We start from the raw sequence: 17,577 nt of genomic DNA, 5'->3' as shown, positions 1-17,577 counted from the left end.
GTTGTAGATAGTAAAGCTTGATTAGTGCAGAAAAGATTCTTAAGGATGATTGAATCAAGAGATTCTGCTTATATAAAAATTAAAAGAAATTTAAAAGAGGGATTTGAATATGAAGCAAACATTAAAAGAAGAAGTGGCATCTCGTAGAACTTTTGCGATTATTTCTCACCCGGATGCTGGGAAAACGACGATTACCGAGCAATTATTGCTTTTCGGTGGAGCGATTCGTCAGGCGGGTACTGTAAAAGGGAAAAAATCTGGAAAATTTGCTAAATCAGACTGGATGGAAATTGAAAAACAACGTGGGATCTCAGTAACCAGTTCAGTGATGCAATTTGATTATAGCGGCAAAAGAATCAACATTTTAGATACTCCTGGACATGAGGATTTTTCTGAAGATACTTACCGTACTTTGATGGCTGTGGATAGTGCAGTAATGGTTATTGACAGTGCCAAAGGGATTGAGCCGCAAACAAAGAAATTATTTAAAGTTTGTCGCATGAGAGGTATTCCTATTTTTACCTTCATCAATAAATTAGACCGGGATGGAAGAGAGCCGTTAGATTTGATTGATGAATTGGAAGAAGTGTTAGAAATTGATGCTTACCCAATGAATTGGCCGATTGGTATGGGGAAAGGTTTATTAGGATTATACGACCTTTATAATAATCGTGTAGAAGTGCATCGCCCTGAAATCAATGGCTTAAATGGCGAATCTTATGCTCCATTAGATGAAGATGGGGAGATCATTGGAGATCATCCATTAAAACAATACAGCTTATATACGCAAGCACTTGAGGATGCCCAATTGTTAAGTGAAGCTGGAAATGAATTTTCGAGAGAAAAAATTCAAGCCGGAGAATTGACGCCTGTATTTTTTGGTTCTGCATTGACCAATTTTGGTGTGCAAACATTTTTAGATACTTATCTAGAATTTGCGCCTGGTCCATCTGCTCATGAAACAAAAAATGAAGAACAAATAAGTCCATCAGAAGAAAAATTTTCTGGATTTGTCTTTAAAATTCAAGCGAATATGGACCCAGCTCATAGAGACCGAATCGCATTTGTACGAATTTGTTCTGGTAAGTTTGAACGTGGAATAGATGTCACTTTAGCAAGAACCTCTAAGAAAATGAGATTGTCTAATTCGACACAATTTATGGCTGAGACACGCGAGACAGTAGAGCATGCTGTTGCAGGAGATATCATTGGGTTATACGATACTGGAAACTTCCAAATTGGAGACACGATTTACGAAAACAATTTAAAAATTGAGTTTGAAGATTTGCCCCAATTTACTCCTGAATTGTTTATGAAAGTTTCAGCTAAAAATGTAATGAAACAAAAATCATTCCATAAAGGTGTTCAACAATTGGTGCAAGAAGGTGCTATTCAATTGTATAAAACATACCACACGGAAGATTATATTATCGGTGCTGTTGGTCAGCTGCAATTCGAAGTGTTCCAACACAGAATGCTAGGTGAATACAATTCAGAAATCATTATGTCTCCAATGGGGCATAAAATCGCTCGTTGGATCGATGTCGATGATTTAGATGAGAACATGTCGTCTAGTCGAAACATCCTAGCGAAAGACCGTTTTGGCAACCCGTTGTTCTTGTTTGAAAATGAATTTGCAATGCGTTGGTTCTCAGACAAATATCCCGATGTTGAATTAAAAACATTGTTGTAAAAAAATATAAAAAAATGACCGCTGAATCATTCAGCGGTCATTTTTTTATGAGTGGAATGAGACAGTCAACTTAAACAAATGAAAATGAATGCTGGCTTCTGTCTGTTGGGATTATACCGATAAATAAGGTCAGCGTTTAATAGAAATTTCTACGAGATGCGGAGCTTCAAAGATTTCTACCTCGCTTGGATCGGCTTCTAAAATACGTTCAATAGCGTATTGGATTTCAGTACTCTTTATATTTCGTTTCTTATTTTCAAGAATAACATCTTCATGTGTAGGCGCGCCGGAGAAAATTACTGTGGTGGGACCTAATGAAAAGACTTTTATAAAAACGGCATCAGTATTTTCTAACTGACTACTTACTAAAAGAGAATGGCTATTGGTTACATCGATTAGTTTCATGTTGTCCACCTCGTTCTTCTTTAAAATTTTATTATTTGGTTTTATTATAAACCTCACGAAACCTTTTTTCAAAATATTATTTACTATTTGAAAGAAAAAATGCCCTTTGAAGATAAGAAGTCTTTATTCTTACTTCAAAGGGCACGGTATTGAAAACCTATAGTGAGAAGTTGTATCAAAAATTATTCTGTTGTCTCTGATGAAGAATCTTCGCTTTCTTCTCTGACCTCAACGATTTCTTTTTCCTTTATAGTGATTTCATCTTCTTCAATCGTACAAATCAAGTCTTTAGCATTTGGATGATCCAAATAGAAATCAGCTACACGGTCTTCTATTTGTTCTTGGATCACTCTTCTTAGCGGACGAGCGCCCATCTTAGGATCATATCCAAGATCTACTAATTTTTCTTTCGCTTGTTGATCGACATCTAAGGTGATGCGTTGATCTTGAAGCATGCGATTCACATCTAGAATCATCAAATCAACAATACGTAGCAAGTTTTCTTTACTCAACGTATTAAATTCGATGATGCCGTCAAAGCGGTTGATAAACTCTGGTTTGAAGTAGTCTGTTAAATGGTTCAAGACTGAACTTCGGTTTGCTTGATTAGTAGCCGCAAATCCGACACTAGCCTCAACTTCGCCTTGTCCAACATTACTTGTCATGATAATGATCGTATCTTTAAAGCTTACAGTTCTTCCTTGTGCATCCGTCAAACGACCATCGTCAAGAATTTGCAAGAACATGTGCAATACATCTGGGTGAGCTTTTTCAATCTCATCCAACAACAAAATGCTGTATGGGTTACGGCGAACTTTTTCAGTTAATTGACCAGCTTCTTCGTAACCAACATAGCCTGGAGGAGAACCGATCAATTTAGAGACACTGTGTTTTTCCATGTATTCACTCATGTCAAAACGTACATATGAATCCTTGCTGCCGAACAATTCAAATGCTAATTGCTTAGCTAATTCTGTTTTTCCGACACCAGTTGGTCCGATAAACAAGAATGAACCAATAGGTCTGCCTTTTTTATTGAAACCAACGCGGTTTCTGCGGATAGCTTTAGCAATTTTTTCAATAGCAGCATCTTGACCGATGACATGTTTTTTCAAGTCAGTATCTAAGTTGCGCAATTGAGTTTGTTCTTTTTCTTTTAAGTCACCAACAGGGATGTTTGTTTTTAATTCAATGATATTGATCATATCTTGCTCAGTAACGACCGGTTTTTCTGAATCTGGTTGTTGTTGATCTCGCATTGCTGCGTATTTAGCAGCTTGGTCTCTATAAAATGCAGCTTTTTCATAGTCTTCATTTTGCAGAGCAGCTTGTTTTTCTTGAGCAGCTTCAGCAATTTTTTCTTCTATGATCTGCGGATCAATAGTTTGGATGGTCAGGTTCTTCTTAGAACCAGATTCATCTAACAAATCGATTGCTTTATCCGGCAAGAAGCGATCCTGAATATAACGGTCAGATAAGTTGATTGCGCTTCGTATAGCCTCATCTGTATATTTTACTTGATGGTATTCTTCGTATTTCTTTTGAATCCCTTTTAAGATACTAAAGGTCTCATCAAGGGTAGGTTCATCTACACGCACTGGTTGTAAACGACGCTCTAAAGCACCGTCTTTTTCGATCGAACGGTATTCTCTTAGCGTGGTAGCACCAACTAATTGAAGTTCGCCTCGAGCTAGGGCAGGTTTTAAAATATTCCCTGCATCCATACTGCCGTCTGCACTACCTGCGCCTACGATTTCATGAATCTCATCAATAAACAAGATAATGTTATTATTTTGCTTCAATTCATTCATCAATTGTTGCATACGCTCTTCAAATTGACCACGAATACCCGTTCCTTGTACTAATGAAGCAACATCTAAACGGATGACTTCCTTGTTCATTAATTTTTGAGGAACATCGCCGTCTACGATTTTTTGCGCTAAACCTTCAACAACAGCGGTCTTACCAACACCAGGATCACCGATCAATACAGGATTATTTTTTGTACGGCGGTTCAAGATTTCTAATACTCGTTCGATTTCCTGGTCTCTGCCGATAACTGGATCAATGGCTCCTGATTTTGCTAAGTCGGTCAAGTTAGTACCGTATTCTCCCAGTAAACCCGATTTTCTTCTGGTTGGAGGCTGATTGCCTCTGCCGCCTCCAGTTTGAGTAGGAGGGACGTCAGAATTAGGATATTCTCTTGTTCCGCCTTGCATAGAACGGAATAAATCATCTAAATTTCCAAACCCAAAAGGATTTTGAGGTGGGCGGTTATTTCCCATTCCGCGAGCTTGTGCGTTTTTCAATTCTTGGTAGCAGTTTTGGCATAGGTCTAATTGACCTTTTTGACCATTCATACTAGTATACAAATGAATAGTAGCTTCATTTTGATGGCAATTTTGACATAACATAATTTACACAACCTTTCAAAGATTGATTCATCAGCCAGACGTGAATTTGACTTTGTCTGACCTTTATGAATTTATTATACACTGACCATTCCTGACTTTCAAGTTTTTTTCTCGTGAAAATTAGTTGCCTGCTGCATAAATAAGTTTTTATTTACAAAGCTAAGATACAACTATTTTCTGTTTTATGAAAGTGATACACTAGACACAACAGAAAAATGAGGTGGTTAAGTTGACTAAAGAAGAAATGCAGCAAAAACTTTTTGCATTAAGTAATGGGGAAGTGGAAAAAATCATTATTCCAAAAGATGAGTTCATGATTTTTTTAGAAGCATGGAATCAGCATCCAGAAAAAAATAACGTTATAGGTGAAGCTGGATTAGGTGGAAACGTTGTCTATAGACGTAAAACGAGAGAATAGATTAAATTTATCTCCGATTTAGCGTTTACAATGTAAAAAGAGTTGTGAAATGATTGAAAAAATGGTAATCTAATTTTTGAAAGGGTTATTTTTAACTATGTCTTTTACTGTTTAACAGTATTATAGATGAAACTGACTCTAAATAAAAAAATATTTGAAATAAAGGGGAATAACCATTATGGAAAAACGCGAATTTCATATCGTAGCTGAAACAGGAATCCATGCACGTCCAGCTACATTATTAGTACAATCAGCAAGCAAATACAACTCAGATATCAACCTTGAATACAAAGGTAAATCTGTAAACTTGAAATCAATCATGGGCGTTATGTCTTTAGGTGTTGGCCAAGGCGCAGACGTTACGATTTCTGCTGAAGGAGCAGACGAAGCTGAAGCAATTTCTGGAATCGCAGAAACAATGAAGAAAGAAGGATTATCAGAATAATGGTAGACGTACTGAAAGGGATTGCAGCTAGTGATGGTATTGCTATTGCAAAAACCTATATGCTTATCGAGCCGGATTTAACTTTCACCAAAAAATCAGTTGAAGATTCAGAGAGTGAAATTCAACGTATTACTGATGCATTGGCTAAAGCTAAAGAAGAGTTGAGCTTGATTCGTGAGAATGCAGCGAAAAGTTTAGGCGAAGAAGAAGCTCAAGTTTTTGATGCGCATTTGATGGTCCTTTCAGATCCTGATTTGATTGGAACGGTCGAAAGCAACATCAAAGACAACAAAGTAAATGCTGAGAGTGCGCTTCAAGAAGCTACTGATACATTTATTTCTATCTTTGAAGGAATGGAAGACAATCCATATATGCAAGAACGAGCAGCTGACATCAAAGATGTTCGCAAACGCGTTTTAGCTCATTTATTAGGTGTGAAATTACCTAGTCCTTCAACAATAGATGAAGAAGTGATTGTGATCGCACATGATTTAACACCAAGTGATACTGCTCAATTAAACCGTAAATACGTTAAGGCTTTCGTAACTGATATCGGAGGTCGTACTTCACATTCTGCTATTATGGCTCGTTCTCTTGAAATTCCAGCTATCGTTGGTTCAAAAGATATTACAAGTCGTGTAGTAGATGGGGATGAAATCATCGTTGACGGTTTAGAAGGTCAAGTATTCATTAAACCAGATGCTGACACAATCAACACTTACTCTGTAAAAGCTGAAGAATTTGAAAATCAAAAAGCTGAGTGGGAAAAATTAAAAGAAGAAGATACTGTAACAGCCGACGGGAAACACATTGAATTAGCTGCGAATATTGGTACTCCTAAAGATTTAGACGGAGTTCACAATAACGGAGCTGAGGCAGTTGGCTTGTACCGTACTGAATTCTTGTATATGGACTCATCAGATTTCCCAACGGAAGATGATCAATACACAGCTTACAAAACAGTGTTAGAAAGTATGGGAGAAAAACCAGTCGTTGTTCGTACAATGGACATCGGTGGAGATAAAGAACTTCCTTACTTAGATTTACCTCATGAAATGAACCCGTTCTTGGGATATCGTGCAATCCGTATCAGTTTAAATGAATCTGACATGTTCAGAACACAATTGCGTGCTCTATTACGTGCATCAGTTCATGGCAACTTGCGTATCATGTTCCCAATGATCGCTACTTTAGGCGAATTCCGTGAAGCTAAAGCTATTTTATTGGAAGAAAAAGAAAACTTGATCAAAGATGGTGTTGAAGTTTCTGATTCTATCCAAGTTGGTATCATGATTGAAATTCCTGCTGCAGCTGTAATTGCAGACAAATTTGCTAAAGAAGTAGATTTCTTTAGTATTGGAACGAATGACTTGATCCAATACACAATGGCTGCTGACCGTATGAATGAGCGCGTTTCTTACTTGTATCAACCTTACAACCCTTCAATCTTACGCTTGATCAAGAATGTTATTGATTCAGCGCATAAAGAAGGCAAATGGGCTGGTATGTGTGGAGAAATGGCTGGGGATCAAACGGCTGTTCCATTATTATTAGGTCTTGGTTTAGACGAGTTCTCAATGAGTGCATCAAGTGTGTTAAAAACACGCAGCTTAATGAAAACATTGGATTCAACAAAAATGGCTGAATTGGCAGACAGAGCAATCAATGAATGCGACACTGCTGAAGAAGTTGTTGGTTTAGTTGAAGAATATCTAAAATAAAACCATAAAGATAATAATTATAAAACACTTGGTTTAGGAATTCCTAAACCAAGTTTTTTTTTGTATAAAGTGCTTTTTCTACTGCTAAAGATGGATTATTTCTTTATCCATCTATGTTAAGGTAAGATTATGATGAGCAATCCATCAAAAAACAATGAAAATGAAATATTTACTTTATTTGCACTGTTTTTTTTACTGAAAATCCGTATAATCTTATTAAAGGAGTGAAAATAAAAATGAGAATAGGAATTTTCACTGATTCGTATTTCCCCCAAGTCAGTGGGGTAGCGACATCTATCCAAACATTAAAGGAAGAATTGGAAGCTCATGGACATGAAGTAGTAATTTTTACAACGACAGATCCTAAAGCTGATAAATATGAACCGGGTATCGTGCGATTTGCTAGTATTCCTTTCTTTTCTTTTAAAGATAGACGTGTGGCTTTTCGCGGCATGTTGACTGCATTGAAAAAATCCAAAGAGTTGCGCCTTGATTTAGTTCATACGCATACTGAATTTAGCTTGGGGTTAACTGGCAAATACGTAGCGCGGCAACTGGGGATTCCTTGCGTGCACACGTATCACACGATGTATGAAGACTATCTGCATTACGTGGCTAAAGGGAAAGTTTTGCGTCCATCACATGTAAAAGTCGTTTCCAAATATTTTTGCAATCAAACGGCTGGAGTAATTGCTCCAAGTGAAAAAGCCAAAAATAAATTGTTGTTCTACGGCGTAAAACAAGACATCCGAGTGATCCCTACAGGTGTCAATTTGGAAAAATTAAGAGCCCCATCAACACGAAATATTCGCGAAGAATTGGCTATTGAAGAAGATGAATTGGTGTTGTTATCTTTGAGTCGTTTAGCGCATGAAAAAAATATAGAGGCTATCTTAAAAGCTTTTCCGACTGTGTTAGGCGAATATCCGACCGCTAAATTAATTGTAGTTGGCGACGGGCCTATTCGTAGTGAATTGGAGCAGTTGAGTGAGGCGTTGAACATCGCTCCATCTGTTCGTTTTACTGGAGAAGTCCATGTAGATGAAGTGAATGCTTACTATCAAGCTTCGGATTTGTATGTTAATGCTTCTACATCTGAATCTCAAGGTCTGACATACATTGAAGCGATCGCTGCTGGAACAAACATTGTAGCTAAGTCTAGCCCTTATACGGATATGTTGATCTATAGCGGCAAGCTGGGTAAAACATACCGGTATGACGAAGAATTAGGTCAGACGGTTCTAGACTATCTAAAGAATAGGGATGCTCAAAAAAGTAACCCTATAGATCGTAAAAACTTGCTTCAATCGATTTCGTCAACGGTGTTTGGTGAAGAAGTCCTGAAATATTACCGAGAAGCGATGCAATCTTATCAGCTGGAAAAACCGGTTGAGCCAAAATATTACCGAAAATCAGTTAGGAGAGGTTAAAGTCATGCTTCATATAAATATGTTTTCTTCTGCTGATAAAGTAAAAGGTCAAGGTGTAGGCAGTGCTTATATTGAATTGCTGCAATTGTTAAAAACATACCATAAAGATTCTATCGATCTTTCTATCAATCGGTTTTCGAAATCAGCTATCAGCCATTATCATACAATCGATTTACATTTTTATATCAGCACTTTTTTTAGGAAGCGATTTGGAAGAAGAATAGGTTATGTTCACTTTTTGCCTTCCACACTAAAAGGCAGTATTCATTTGCCAAAACTCATAGAAGAAGTATTTTATAAATACGTCATATCTTTCTATAAAAGGATGGACCATCTAGTAGTGGTTAATCCTATTTTTATTGACGAGTTAAAAAAATACGGCATTGCGGAAAACGATATTACATATATTCCAAATTTTGTAGCGGAAAAGGACTTTTTTGTCTATTCTTCTGAGCGAAAAAAACAGGCGAAAGAAAAGTTGGGAATCAAACCTGACCGATTTGTAGTATTTGGAGCCGGACAAGTCCAAGAGCGAAAAGGCGTATACGACTTCGTAAAACTAGCTGAAGAAATGCCTGATGTTCAGTTCATTTGGGCAGGAGGATTTTCATTTGGGAAAATAACAGACGGGTATGAAAAGTTTAAAAAAATCATGGACCATCCGCCTGAAAATCTGCTCTTTACCGGCATACTCAACCGAAGTGAAATGCGAGACTATTATAATCTAGCTGATGTCTTTTTATTACCGTCGTACGAAGAGTTGTTTCCAATGTGTATTTTGGAATCTTTAGCATGTCATACACCTGTTGTGTTACGTGATCTGCCATTGTATGAACCAGTATTAAAAGGCTACTATCACCCTGCTGCAGATAAAACTGCGATGAAAGAAACGATTGATCGACTAAAACAAGATGAAGATTTTTATCAAAGCGTAAAGAAAAAAGCGGTTGAAGGCAATGCTGCTTATTCAGAAAAGCGCTTGGCTCGCATATGGTTAGAGTTTTACAGCCAGCAGGACCAACTTCAGTAAGAAAGTCTGCAGCGCTTTTCGCAGTGTTCTATTGAATCCGTGTTATACTACTACCAAGGGATAAGAGGAGGAGATAAGTACTTATGAAAAAAAGAATTGGGTTTATTGGAACGGGTGTTATGGGGACATCCATTGTTAAACATTTATTAAAAGCTGGCCACGAGGTACAAGTCTACAACCGTACCAAAAATAAAGCGACTGAGGTCATAGAGTTGGGTGCGAAATGGAAAAGTACTCCAGCTGAAGCAGCGCAAAATGCAGATCTGGTCTTTACTATTGTGGGTTACCCATCCGATGTGGAAGAAGTTTATTATGGAGAAAACGGAATTTTCCAGACCGCTGCGTCCGGGCAAGTGTTGGTCGATATGACAACTAGTACACCGACATTAGCGAAAAAGCTCTATGAAACCGGTCAAGAAAAAGGTATAGGTATTTTAGATGCACCGGTCTCAGGAGGAGATTTAGGTGCGAAAAACGGAACTCTGACCATCATGGTAGGCGGAGACCAAGATGTATTTGAAAGACTGGAACCCATCTTTAATTTATTTTCCAGCAAGGTCAATCTTCAAGGACCGGCTGGCAGCGGACAACATACTAAAATGGCTAACCAGATCATGGTTGCGGGCACGATGACAGGCATGACAGAATTGTTAGTGTACGCAAAGGCAGCTGGATTAGATATTGAAAAAGTAGTCGATACTGTTGGAGGCGGGAGCGCCCAAAACTGGTCATTGACCAATTATGCTCCACGTATTTTAAAAGAAGATTATTCTCCTGGATTCTTCGTTAAACACTTTGTTAAAGATTTAAAGATAGCTTTAGAAGAAGCGCAAAGAATGAACCTGAATTTACCTTCTACAGCCTTAGCAGAAAAACTCTATGAAGAATTGGAAGGTAAAGGTAAAGGGAATGACGGTACACAAGCATTAATCAAACTATGGTGGGAAATGTAAAGATATTGAGAAAAGCGTCAGCAGTCATTTTTTTTCTGCGGGCGTTTTTTTTGTGCAAAAAACTGATCGGGGTCCTCTTGTGAATCGAATGTATTCAACAAGTACAGCAGATAAGAAACAGTTTTCTCATTTTTTTGTCATGTTATTTTCAACTTTTTTACTGAAAGATATCATTTTTTTATCATAATTAAAGAAAAGAAGGGTTTGTCAGTAAAGTAAAAAAGCTTTGTTTATAGGAATACTCCAAAGTGCTGGATTTTTTTTTTGTAAAACAGAAGTGAGTATAGTGTTATTTACATTGAAATCTGTTAGAATAGTACTGAGTCAAGTTTGAAAGGGGCACGAACCATGAAGTCTTCACAATTAACTGCCATTATACGCAGATTAGAAGCTATGCAAGAAGGATCAGATGGAGAAGTACAAGTCCGTCGCTTTGAAAAAGAAGGCGCTGAGCGTTGTCTGATCAATTATGATGGTAAATCAGGAGTTTATGAACTAGAAGAAATAGCCACTGGTCAAGTTTATCAATTTGATGATATTGATATTGTAGCCATAGAAATATTTGAACTACTTCAAGATTAAGCAATCAACCGATGCAGAAATAGTGGTATTTCTGTGTCGGTTGTTTTATTTTGTCTAAAATAATGGAAAATCCCTTTCGGACATCCGCTTGGTGTTTAAAAGGGCAGTTCAGCATGCTCCGACATATTGACAGGCTAAAAAGCAAGATAAGGCTGAAAAGAATATCCTTAACTAATTTTCAAGTAAATAATAAAATATTTTGTTATAATAAGGAGAAGTTTGTTAGACTTAATATGTCTGGAGATTAGAAGAAGTAGATATCTATCATTTTAATGGAACATTGAAACAGGTAGGAGATGCTGATGAGGTTTTGGTATGAAAAAGATTCGATTGATGTACTAAAATCAGCCATTAGCTGAATAAAGGGAGATATGGAAACATGAGAACTTTAAAAGTACAAGACTATATTGATCAATTAGTTGAACAGGATATTTTAGTCAATACAACGGTTGTTCGAGATTCTGCTATTGCTAACAGCGCTATTTTGCAAATGACATATGATTCACGAGAAGTTAGTGAACCTTCTTTGTTTATCTGTAAGGGTGCTACGTTTAAAATAGAATATTTAAAACAAGCCGTATCTTATGGAGCTGTGGCTTATGTCAGTGAAGTAGACTACGGTATAGATGTACCAGTTATATTAGTAAAAGAGATACGCGAAGCTATGGCGGTGTTAAGTTCTCTTTTCTATGACTTTCCTGAAGAGCAGTTGACGCTGATAGGGGTAACAGGAACAAAAGGAAAAACAACTACTACAAATTTTATGCGTTCTATTTTAGATGACTATTTAGTAGCTAACCAAAAAAGAACATCTGGTTACTTTTCGTCTGTTGAAAATTACGATGGAGTCACAAAAGCACCTTCACGCATGACGACTCCTGAAGCCATGGTCTTGAAACAAAATTTCAGAACAGCTGTAGATTCTGGAGTCGAGTTTTTTGAGATGGAAGTCTCCAGTCAAGCGCTAAAATACGATCGTACTAAAGGGTTAATGTTTAAAATTGGTATATTTTTAAACATTTCTGAGGACCACTTAAGTCCAGTGGAACACAGTGATATGGATGACTATCTAAATTCAAAATTATTATTATTTAAACAATCTGAGACGGTTTGTTTAAATTTAGATACGGATTATTTTGAACGAATCGAAAAAGCTTCTCGCCAAGCGAGTAATGTGATCACGTTCAGTCAGCGAAATGAAAAAGCAGATATTTACGGCTTTAATGTACAAAAAGAGCACAATCATATCACATTTGATGTTCGCACGCCGACATACACTGAAAAAGTTTCTTTAGGAATCGCAGGACTGTTTAATGTGGAGAACGCATTAGCAGCTATTGCGGCAATGTATGTCTTAGGAATTCCTATAGAATACATTAAGTCAGGATTGCTAAAGGCACGAGCTAAAGGACGTATGGAGTTGTACACCAGCCAAGATAAAAATTTGGTTGGGATAGTAGATTATGCCCACAACCGATTGAGCTTTGAGGTATTGTTTGATTCATTGAAACAAGAATATCCGCACCACAAACTGATTTCAGTATTTGGGTGTCCTGGAGGTAAAGCTTACAACCGACGAAAAGAGATGGGAGAAGTAGCCGGTAAGTTTTCAGATAAAGTTTATATTACTGAAGACGATCCTGCTAATGAACCACTTATTGAGATATGTGAGCAGGTCGCTGAAGCTGTAATTGCTGAGAATGGTTGTTATGAAATCGTTGAAGATCGGGCTGAAGCTATTCAGAAAGCTATGAGTCATGTTGATGGACCTACAGTTGTAGCAGTCGTAGGTAAAGGCGCAGAAACGAATCAACGTGTCGGGAATGGGTATGTAGATTACGAAGGTGATACTTTCCACGTGATCAAAAGTTTAGAAAGATACAATAAAGAGCGTTAAACAAACTGAGATGGCCTTTCTTCCTACAAATAGATTGATGCTTATTGGAAGGAAGAAGATGTCTAGAGAAAATTGATATTCTCAGCTTTTCGCGTATAATAAAAACATAGAATACTATGGGAGTACTCAATACAGTGCTCCCATTTTAATGAGTAGGGAGATGTTATGTTAAATATATTTAAACCTACCTGGATGGTAGAAGCAATCTATCAGATCACTCCGGAGCAGTTGAGAGAGCACAATATAAAAGCCGTTTTGACAGATTTGGACAACACACTGATCGCTTGGAACAATCCAAATGGTACGGAAGAATTGATTGCTTGGATTCAAGTGATGAAGGAAGTAGATATACCAATCATTATTCTGTCGAACAATAGTGATGAACGTGTCAAACGTGTAGCAGAATTATTGGGTGTACGCTATGTTCCTCGCGCTATGAAGCCTTTATCAAAAGGGTTTAATGAAGCTGCTGAGGGGCTGAAATTGCCTAAGGAACAGATTTTAATGGTAGGAGATCAAATCATGACAGATATTTGGGGAGCGAATATCGCCGGTATCCGTAATGTGCTTGTCAAACCCATTCTAAACTCTGATGCATGGAATACGCGCATCAATCGCTTTTTTGAATTGCACATTATGAATTATTTGATCAAGAAAGACCCAGATATGAGATGGAGGACATCAATACATGACAAAGACAGAGTTAAATAACGAAGAAGAGATTCGTTGTATTGGCTGTGGTGCAATATTACAGACAACAGACAAAACTAAACCTGGATATACACCTGCAGCAGCTTTAGAGAAAGGTTTAGAAACGGGAGAAGTTTACTGTCAACGTTGTTTCAGATTGCGTCATTACAATGAAATACAAGACGTTCATTTGACAGATGACGATTTCTTAAAATTACTAAACGAAATCGGCTCTAAAGATGCCTTGATTGTAAACGTAGTAGATGTATTCGATTTTAATGGAAGCGTCATTCCGGGGCTGCATCGATTCGTTGGGAAAAACCCTGTATTGCTTGTGGGGAATAAAGTGGATCTATTGCCTAAGTCGCAAAAAAGAGGCCGTTTGACTCAGTGGTTGCGTGAAAGAGCGCATGAAATTGGTTTACGTCCAGTAGATGTAGTCTTGACTAGTGCGATGAAAACTAACGAAATAGATGAGTTGAAAGAAGCCATTGAAAAATACCGTAATGGAAAAGATGTTTATGTAGTCGGTGTGACCAATGTTGGGAAATCAAGTATCATCAATCAAACTATCAAAAGTTCGGCAGGGGTTCAAGATTTGATTACTGTTTCTCAGTTTCCAGGTACTACATTAGATCAAATCGAGATTCCTTTAGACAACGGCAAAGCTTTGATTGATACACCGGGAATCATCCATCGTCACCAAATGGCTCACGTATTAGGAGCGAAAGACTTGCGATTGATCGCACCTAAAAAAGAAATCAAACCGAAAGTCTATCAATTGAACGAAGCACAAACCTTGTTTTTTGGTGGAGTAGCTCGTTTTGATTTCATCAAAGGTGAAAGAAGTTCCTTTACTTGTTACGTCTCAAATGATTTAACTATTCATCGGACAAAATTGGAAAAAGCGGATGAATTGTATGCAAAACAAAAAGGAGCTTTATTGCAGCCGCCGCGCATGGAAGAAAAAGATGCTTTTCCTGAGCTGGTTCGTTTTGAGTTCTCAATCAAAGAAAAGTCAGACATTGTTTTTGCCGGTTTAGGATGGATCACTGTAGCCAAGCCAGGTGTAGTGGTAGCCGGATGGGCGCCTAAAGGCATCGATGTTTTAATCAGAAAGTCAATTATTTAATGTCAATCGAGTATAGAAATGGAGAGTTACTATGAACTTATCAGGTAAGCAAAAAAGTTTTTTAAGAAGCAAAGCACATCATTTGAACCCTATTTTTCAAGTAGGTAAAAATGGGATGAATCCAGAAATGTTAGTACAGATCGGGGAAGCTTTGGAAAAAAGAGAATTGATCAAAGTCTCGTTATTGCAAAATGCAGATGAAGACGTTTCTGAAGTTGCAGAAGCAATCGAACAAGCAGTCCACTGCGAAGTCATCCAAAAAATCGGTCGTGTGATCGTGTTGTTTAAACCATCTTCACAAGAGAAATACCGCAAGATCTCATTAGATATCCCTAAAAAATAATCTTTAGAGTTTACAGTAAGAAGGAGTGGAAGTTGTGTGAGAGAGTCATTTTTTTCTGGGAAACAAACTCAAGTTTTAAGTGAAGTATTAACTGAAACGGAAACAAAGAAAAGAGTGGGTATTCTTGGAGGAACATTCAATCCTCCACATCTGGCACATTTGGTTGTTGCAGATCAAGTATGCCAACAATTAGGGTTGGATAAAGTCTACTTTATGCCGACTGCTAATCCTCCTCATGTGGATGCTAAAAAAACCATTGACGCTAAACATAGGGTAAATATGGTGAAACGAGCTATCTCAGACAATCCTCAATTTGATATTGAAACGATTGAGGTTGAGCGTGGCGGAAAAAGCTACACTTACGATACGATGTTGGAATTGATTCAACGTCATCCTGATACAGAATATTATTTTATTATTGGAGCAGACATGGTCAACTATTTACCTAAATGGTACAAGATTGACGGATTGATGCAGCTGGTTCAGTTTGTAGGAGTAAAACGTCCAGGATACGTGATCGATACTCAATATCCTTTGATATGGGTAGATGTTCCGGAAATAGAAGTGAGTTCTACTTCAGTTAGAAAAAACATTGCCAGAGGCTGTACAGTTAACTACTTAGTGCCGGCAGCAGTTTTAGACTATATTCAACAAGAAGGGTTGTATAGAGATGAAAAGTGAGGTTGATGAGCTGATCTATTCAAACCGCTACTTCGCTCTGACCCGTGAAGAATTGAAGGGACAAGCAAGGATTCAAATGAGTGCTAAACGCTTTAAGCATGTGTTGGGAGTAGAAGCAGCAGCAGTCCGATTAGCTGAACAATATGGAGCATCCATAGAAGCAGCTAGTATTGCAGCACTATGCCATGACATGGCAAAAGAAAAACCTGACCAAGAGATGAAAGAGTTGATCAAAGAAACTGGATTGCCCAGCGAAATGATAGATTATGGCAGCAACATTTGGCATGGACCTTGCGCAGCGGAAATCGTAAAAAGAGAGTATCATCTTTTTGATGAGGATATCTTAAACGCTATTCGTTACCATACGGTTGGCAGAAGTGAAATGTCTTTACTAGAGCAAGTGATTTATGTAGCTGATTATATCGAAGCTGGAAGACAGTTTCCAGGTGTGGAAGAAGCTCGCCGCTTGGCTGACGAAGACCTAGAAGCAGCGGTATCATTCGGAACGCAGCAGACGTTAGCTCATTTGATTCAAACAAAGAAAAAGATTTACCCAAGAGCCGTAGCTACTTACAATAGATGGGTAGCTGACAAATAGGAGGAAAAACATGATTGAAACAAATATGGAATTATTAAAAACAGTAGTTAAAGCGGGTGACGATAAAAGAGCTGAAGATATTATGGCGATGGACGTTGCAGGAATCTCTCTTTTAGCCGATTATTTTGTAGTGATGCACGGAAATAATGATAGACAAGTTGCAGCTATTGCTGAAGGAATCGTAGACAGTGTAGAAAAAGCTGGATACACAGTGAAACACGTAGAAGGAAAAGACTCTGCTAAATGGATTTTGATCGATTTAGGAGATGTTGTCGTTCACGTATTCCATTACACAGAACGTTCATTCTACAACTTGGAAAAATTATGGAGTGACGCACCACTAGTTGATATTTCTGGAATGATGTAACATGAGTTACAACATTTTTGCCCAAGTGTATGATGATTTGATGGATGAAGAATTGTATGATCAGTGGGTCTTATTCACGAAGAAAAATCTTGTCGAACATCATCAAAATGTACTAGACCTAGCTTGTGGAGCAGGTCATTTGGCCATTAAGATGCAGCAAGAGGGGTTAAAAGTTACAGGGTTGGATTTGTCTGCGCAGATGTTGGAAATAGCTGAAAAACGCTCAAAAGAAGCTGGAACAGTTATTCCATTCGTGCAAGGAGACATGACCGATTTAACAGCTTTGGAGCAATTTGATGCCGTTACGTGTTATTGTGATTCGATTTGTTATTTGCCTGATGAAGAATCTGTTCAGACTGCTTTTAATCAAGTTTATCAACATTTGACGGAAGATGGGGTGTTTCTATTTGATGTCCACTCTGTTTATCAAATAGATGAAATCTTTCCTGGCTATACCTTCAATGATCAAACAGAAGAAGTGAGTTTTCTATGGAAAAGTTTTGCGGGAGAGTATCCGCATTCCATTGAACACGATTTAACTTTTTTCGTTTATCAAGATGAGATAGATTTATACGAACGATTCGATGAAACTCATAAAGAGCGGACATATCAACTACAGACTTACGTTGATATGTTGAAGAAAGCTGGATTTGCTTCTATAGAAGTATCGGCTGAGTATGGAGAAGAAGAGATAACAGAAGAGAGCACACGATGGTTTTTTGTTTGTCATAAAAAATAATCAACAGAGCTTTAGAAATAAGATAGAAGACGACAGTTT

18 protein-coding genes are annotated in these 17,577 nt (G+C 37.7%); 16 read left to right on the top strand and 2 right to left on the bottom strand.

Features of this window, described 5'->3' with window-relative positions; all coding sequences use genetic code 11:
* Positions 1 to 109: 109 nt before the first annotated feature.
* Positions 110 to 1,693 (top strand): peptide chain release factor 3, encoded by a 1,584-nt coding sequence (locus BM137_RS03165; protein WP_092479711.1) that lies wholly within the window; start codon positions 110 to 112, stop codon positions 1,691 to 1,693.
* Between the two features lie 129 nt (positions 1,694 to 1,822).
* Here BM137_RS03165 and BM137_RS03160 read toward each other — a convergent pair whose 3' ends face one another.
* Together BM137_RS03160 and BM137_RS03155 are read right to left on the bottom strand one after the other, a co-directional pair.
* Positions 1,823 to 2,098: a DUF1827 family protein gene (locus BM137_RS03160; protein WP_092479710.1), complete on the bottom strand. Its 276-nt coding sequence runs from the start codon at positions 2,096 to 2,098 to the stop codon at positions 1,823 to 1,825.
* 182 nt (positions 2,099 to 2,280) lie between these two features.
* Complete coding sequence (locus BM137_RS03155; protein WP_092479709.1) at positions 2,281 to 4,512, bottom strand: ATP-dependent Clp protease ATP-binding subunit; 2,232 nt, start codon at positions 4,510 to 4,512, stop codon at positions 2,281 to 2,283.
* A gap of 229 nt (positions 4,513 to 4,741) precedes the next feature.
* On the opposite strand from BM137_RS03155, the gene BM137_RS03150 reads away from it, so the two are divergent.
* The 15 genes from BM137_RS03150 to BM137_RS03080 all read left to right on the top strand — a co-directional run bounded on the left by BM137_RS03150 (position 4,742) and on the right by BM137_RS03080 (position 17,538).
* Positions 4,742 to 4,930, top strand: coding sequence for a hypothetical protein (locus BM137_RS03150; protein WP_092479708.1), 189 nt, complete (start codon positions 4,742 to 4,744; stop codon positions 4,928 to 4,930).
* Between the two features lie 178 nt (positions 4,931 to 5,108).
* Complete coding sequence (locus BM137_RS03145) at positions 5,109 to 5,375, top strand: phosphocarrier protein HPr (protein ID WP_092479707.1); 267 nt, start codon at positions 5,109 to 5,111, stop codon at positions 5,373 to 5,375.
* Positions 5,375 to 7,096: a phosphoenolpyruvate--protein phosphotransferase gene (ptsP, locus tag BM137_RS03140; RefSeq protein WP_092479706.1), complete on the top strand. Its 1,722-nt coding sequence runs from the start codon at positions 5,375 to 5,377 to the stop codon at positions 7,094 to 7,096. The genes BM137_RS03145 and ptsP overlap by 1 nt, the downstream gene beginning before the upstream one ends.
* Before the next feature lie 236 nt (positions 7,097 to 7,332).
* Positions 7,333 to 8,526: a glycosyltransferase family 4 protein gene (locus BM137_RS03135; protein WP_092479705.1), complete on the top strand. Its 1,194-nt coding sequence runs from the start codon at positions 7,333 to 7,335 to the stop codon at positions 8,524 to 8,526.
* A 4-nt stretch (positions 8,527 to 8,530) separates the two neighbouring features.
* Entirely contained in the window at positions 8,531 to 9,556 is a 1,026-nt protein-coding gene (locus tag BM137_RS03130; protein WP_092479704.1) for a glycosyltransferase family 4 protein, read from the top strand.
* Positions 9,557 to 9,639: 83 nt separating this feature from the next.
* Positions 9,640 to 10,509, top strand: a complete 870-nt coding sequence (locus tag BM137_RS03125) for an NAD(P)-dependent oxidoreductase (RefSeq protein WP_092479703.1) — start codon at positions 9,640 to 9,642, stop codon at positions 10,507 to 10,509.
* Positions 10,510 to 10,857: 348 nt separating this feature from the next.
* Positions 10,858 to 11,091: a YkuJ family protein gene (locus BM137_RS03120; RefSeq protein ID WP_092479702.1), complete on the top strand. Its 234-nt coding sequence runs from the start codon at positions 10,858 to 10,860 to the stop codon at positions 11,089 to 11,091.
* Positions 11,092 to 11,470: 379 nt separating this feature from the next.
* Positions 11,471 to 12,988 carry a Mur ligase family protein gene (locus tag BM137_RS03115; protein WP_092479701.1) on the top strand — a complete coding sequence of 506 codons (1,518 nt, stop codon included), beginning with the start codon at positions 11,471 to 11,473 and terminating at the stop codon, positions 12,986 to 12,988.
* A 165-nt stretch (positions 12,989 to 13,153) separates the two neighbouring features.
* Positions 13,154 to 13,699 (top strand): YqeG family HAD IIIA-type phosphatase, encoded by a 546-nt coding sequence (locus BM137_RS03110; protein WP_092479700.1) that lies wholly within the window; start codon positions 13,154 to 13,156, stop codon positions 13,697 to 13,699.
* On the top strand, positions 13,677 to 14,810 hold the full coding sequence (gene yqeH / locus BM137_RS03105; RefSeq protein WP_092479699.1) for a ribosome biogenesis GTPase YqeH: 1,134 nt from the start codon (positions 13,677 to 13,679) through the stop codon (positions 14,808 to 14,810). Before BM137_RS03110 ends, yqeH begins: the two co-directional genes overlap by 23 nt.
* Positions 14,811 to 14,841: 31 nt before the next feature.
* Positions 14,842 to 15,153 carry a ribosome assembly RNA-binding protein YhbY gene (yhbY, locus tag BM137_RS03100; RefSeq protein WP_092479698.1) on the top strand — a complete coding sequence of 104 codons (312 nt, stop codon included), beginning with the start codon at positions 14,842 to 14,844 and terminating at the stop codon, positions 15,151 to 15,153.
* A 36-nt stretch (positions 15,154 to 15,189) separates the two neighbouring features.
* Positions 15,190 to 15,834: a nicotinate-nucleotide adenylyltransferase gene (locus BM137_RS03095; protein WP_092479697.1), complete on the top strand. Its 645-nt coding sequence runs from the start codon at positions 15,190 to 15,192 to the stop codon at positions 15,832 to 15,834.
* A complete protein-coding gene (yqeK, locus tag BM137_RS03090; RefSeq protein WP_092479696.1) occupies positions 15,824 to 16,432 on the top strand; it encodes a bis(5'-nucleosyl)-tetraphosphatase (symmetrical) YqeK in 609 nt (202 codons plus the stop codon). Before BM137_RS03095 ends, yqeK begins: the two co-directional genes overlap by 11 nt.
* 10 nt (positions 16,433 to 16,442) lie before the next feature.
* Positions 16,443 to 16,799 (top strand): ribosome silencing factor, encoded by a 357-nt coding sequence (gene rsfS / locus BM137_RS03085; protein WP_092479695.1) that lies wholly within the window; start codon positions 16,443 to 16,445, stop codon positions 16,797 to 16,799.
* 1 nt (position 16,800) lies between these two features.
* Positions 16,801 to 17,538, top strand: coding sequence for a class I SAM-dependent DNA methyltransferase (locus BM137_RS03080; protein WP_092479694.1), 738 nt, complete (start codon positions 16,801 to 16,803; stop codon positions 17,536 to 17,538).
* Positions 17,539 to 17,577 lie beyond the last annotated feature (39 nt).

The organism is Desemzia incerta, from assembly GCF_900115825.1.
GTDB classification, from domain to species: Bacteria; Bacillota; Bacilli; order Lactobacillales; family Carnobacteriaceae; genus Desemzia; species Desemzia incerta.
The sequence above is the reverse complement of the archived record's forward strand: the minus strand, read 5'-3'. Positions and strand labels throughout refer to the sequence as shown.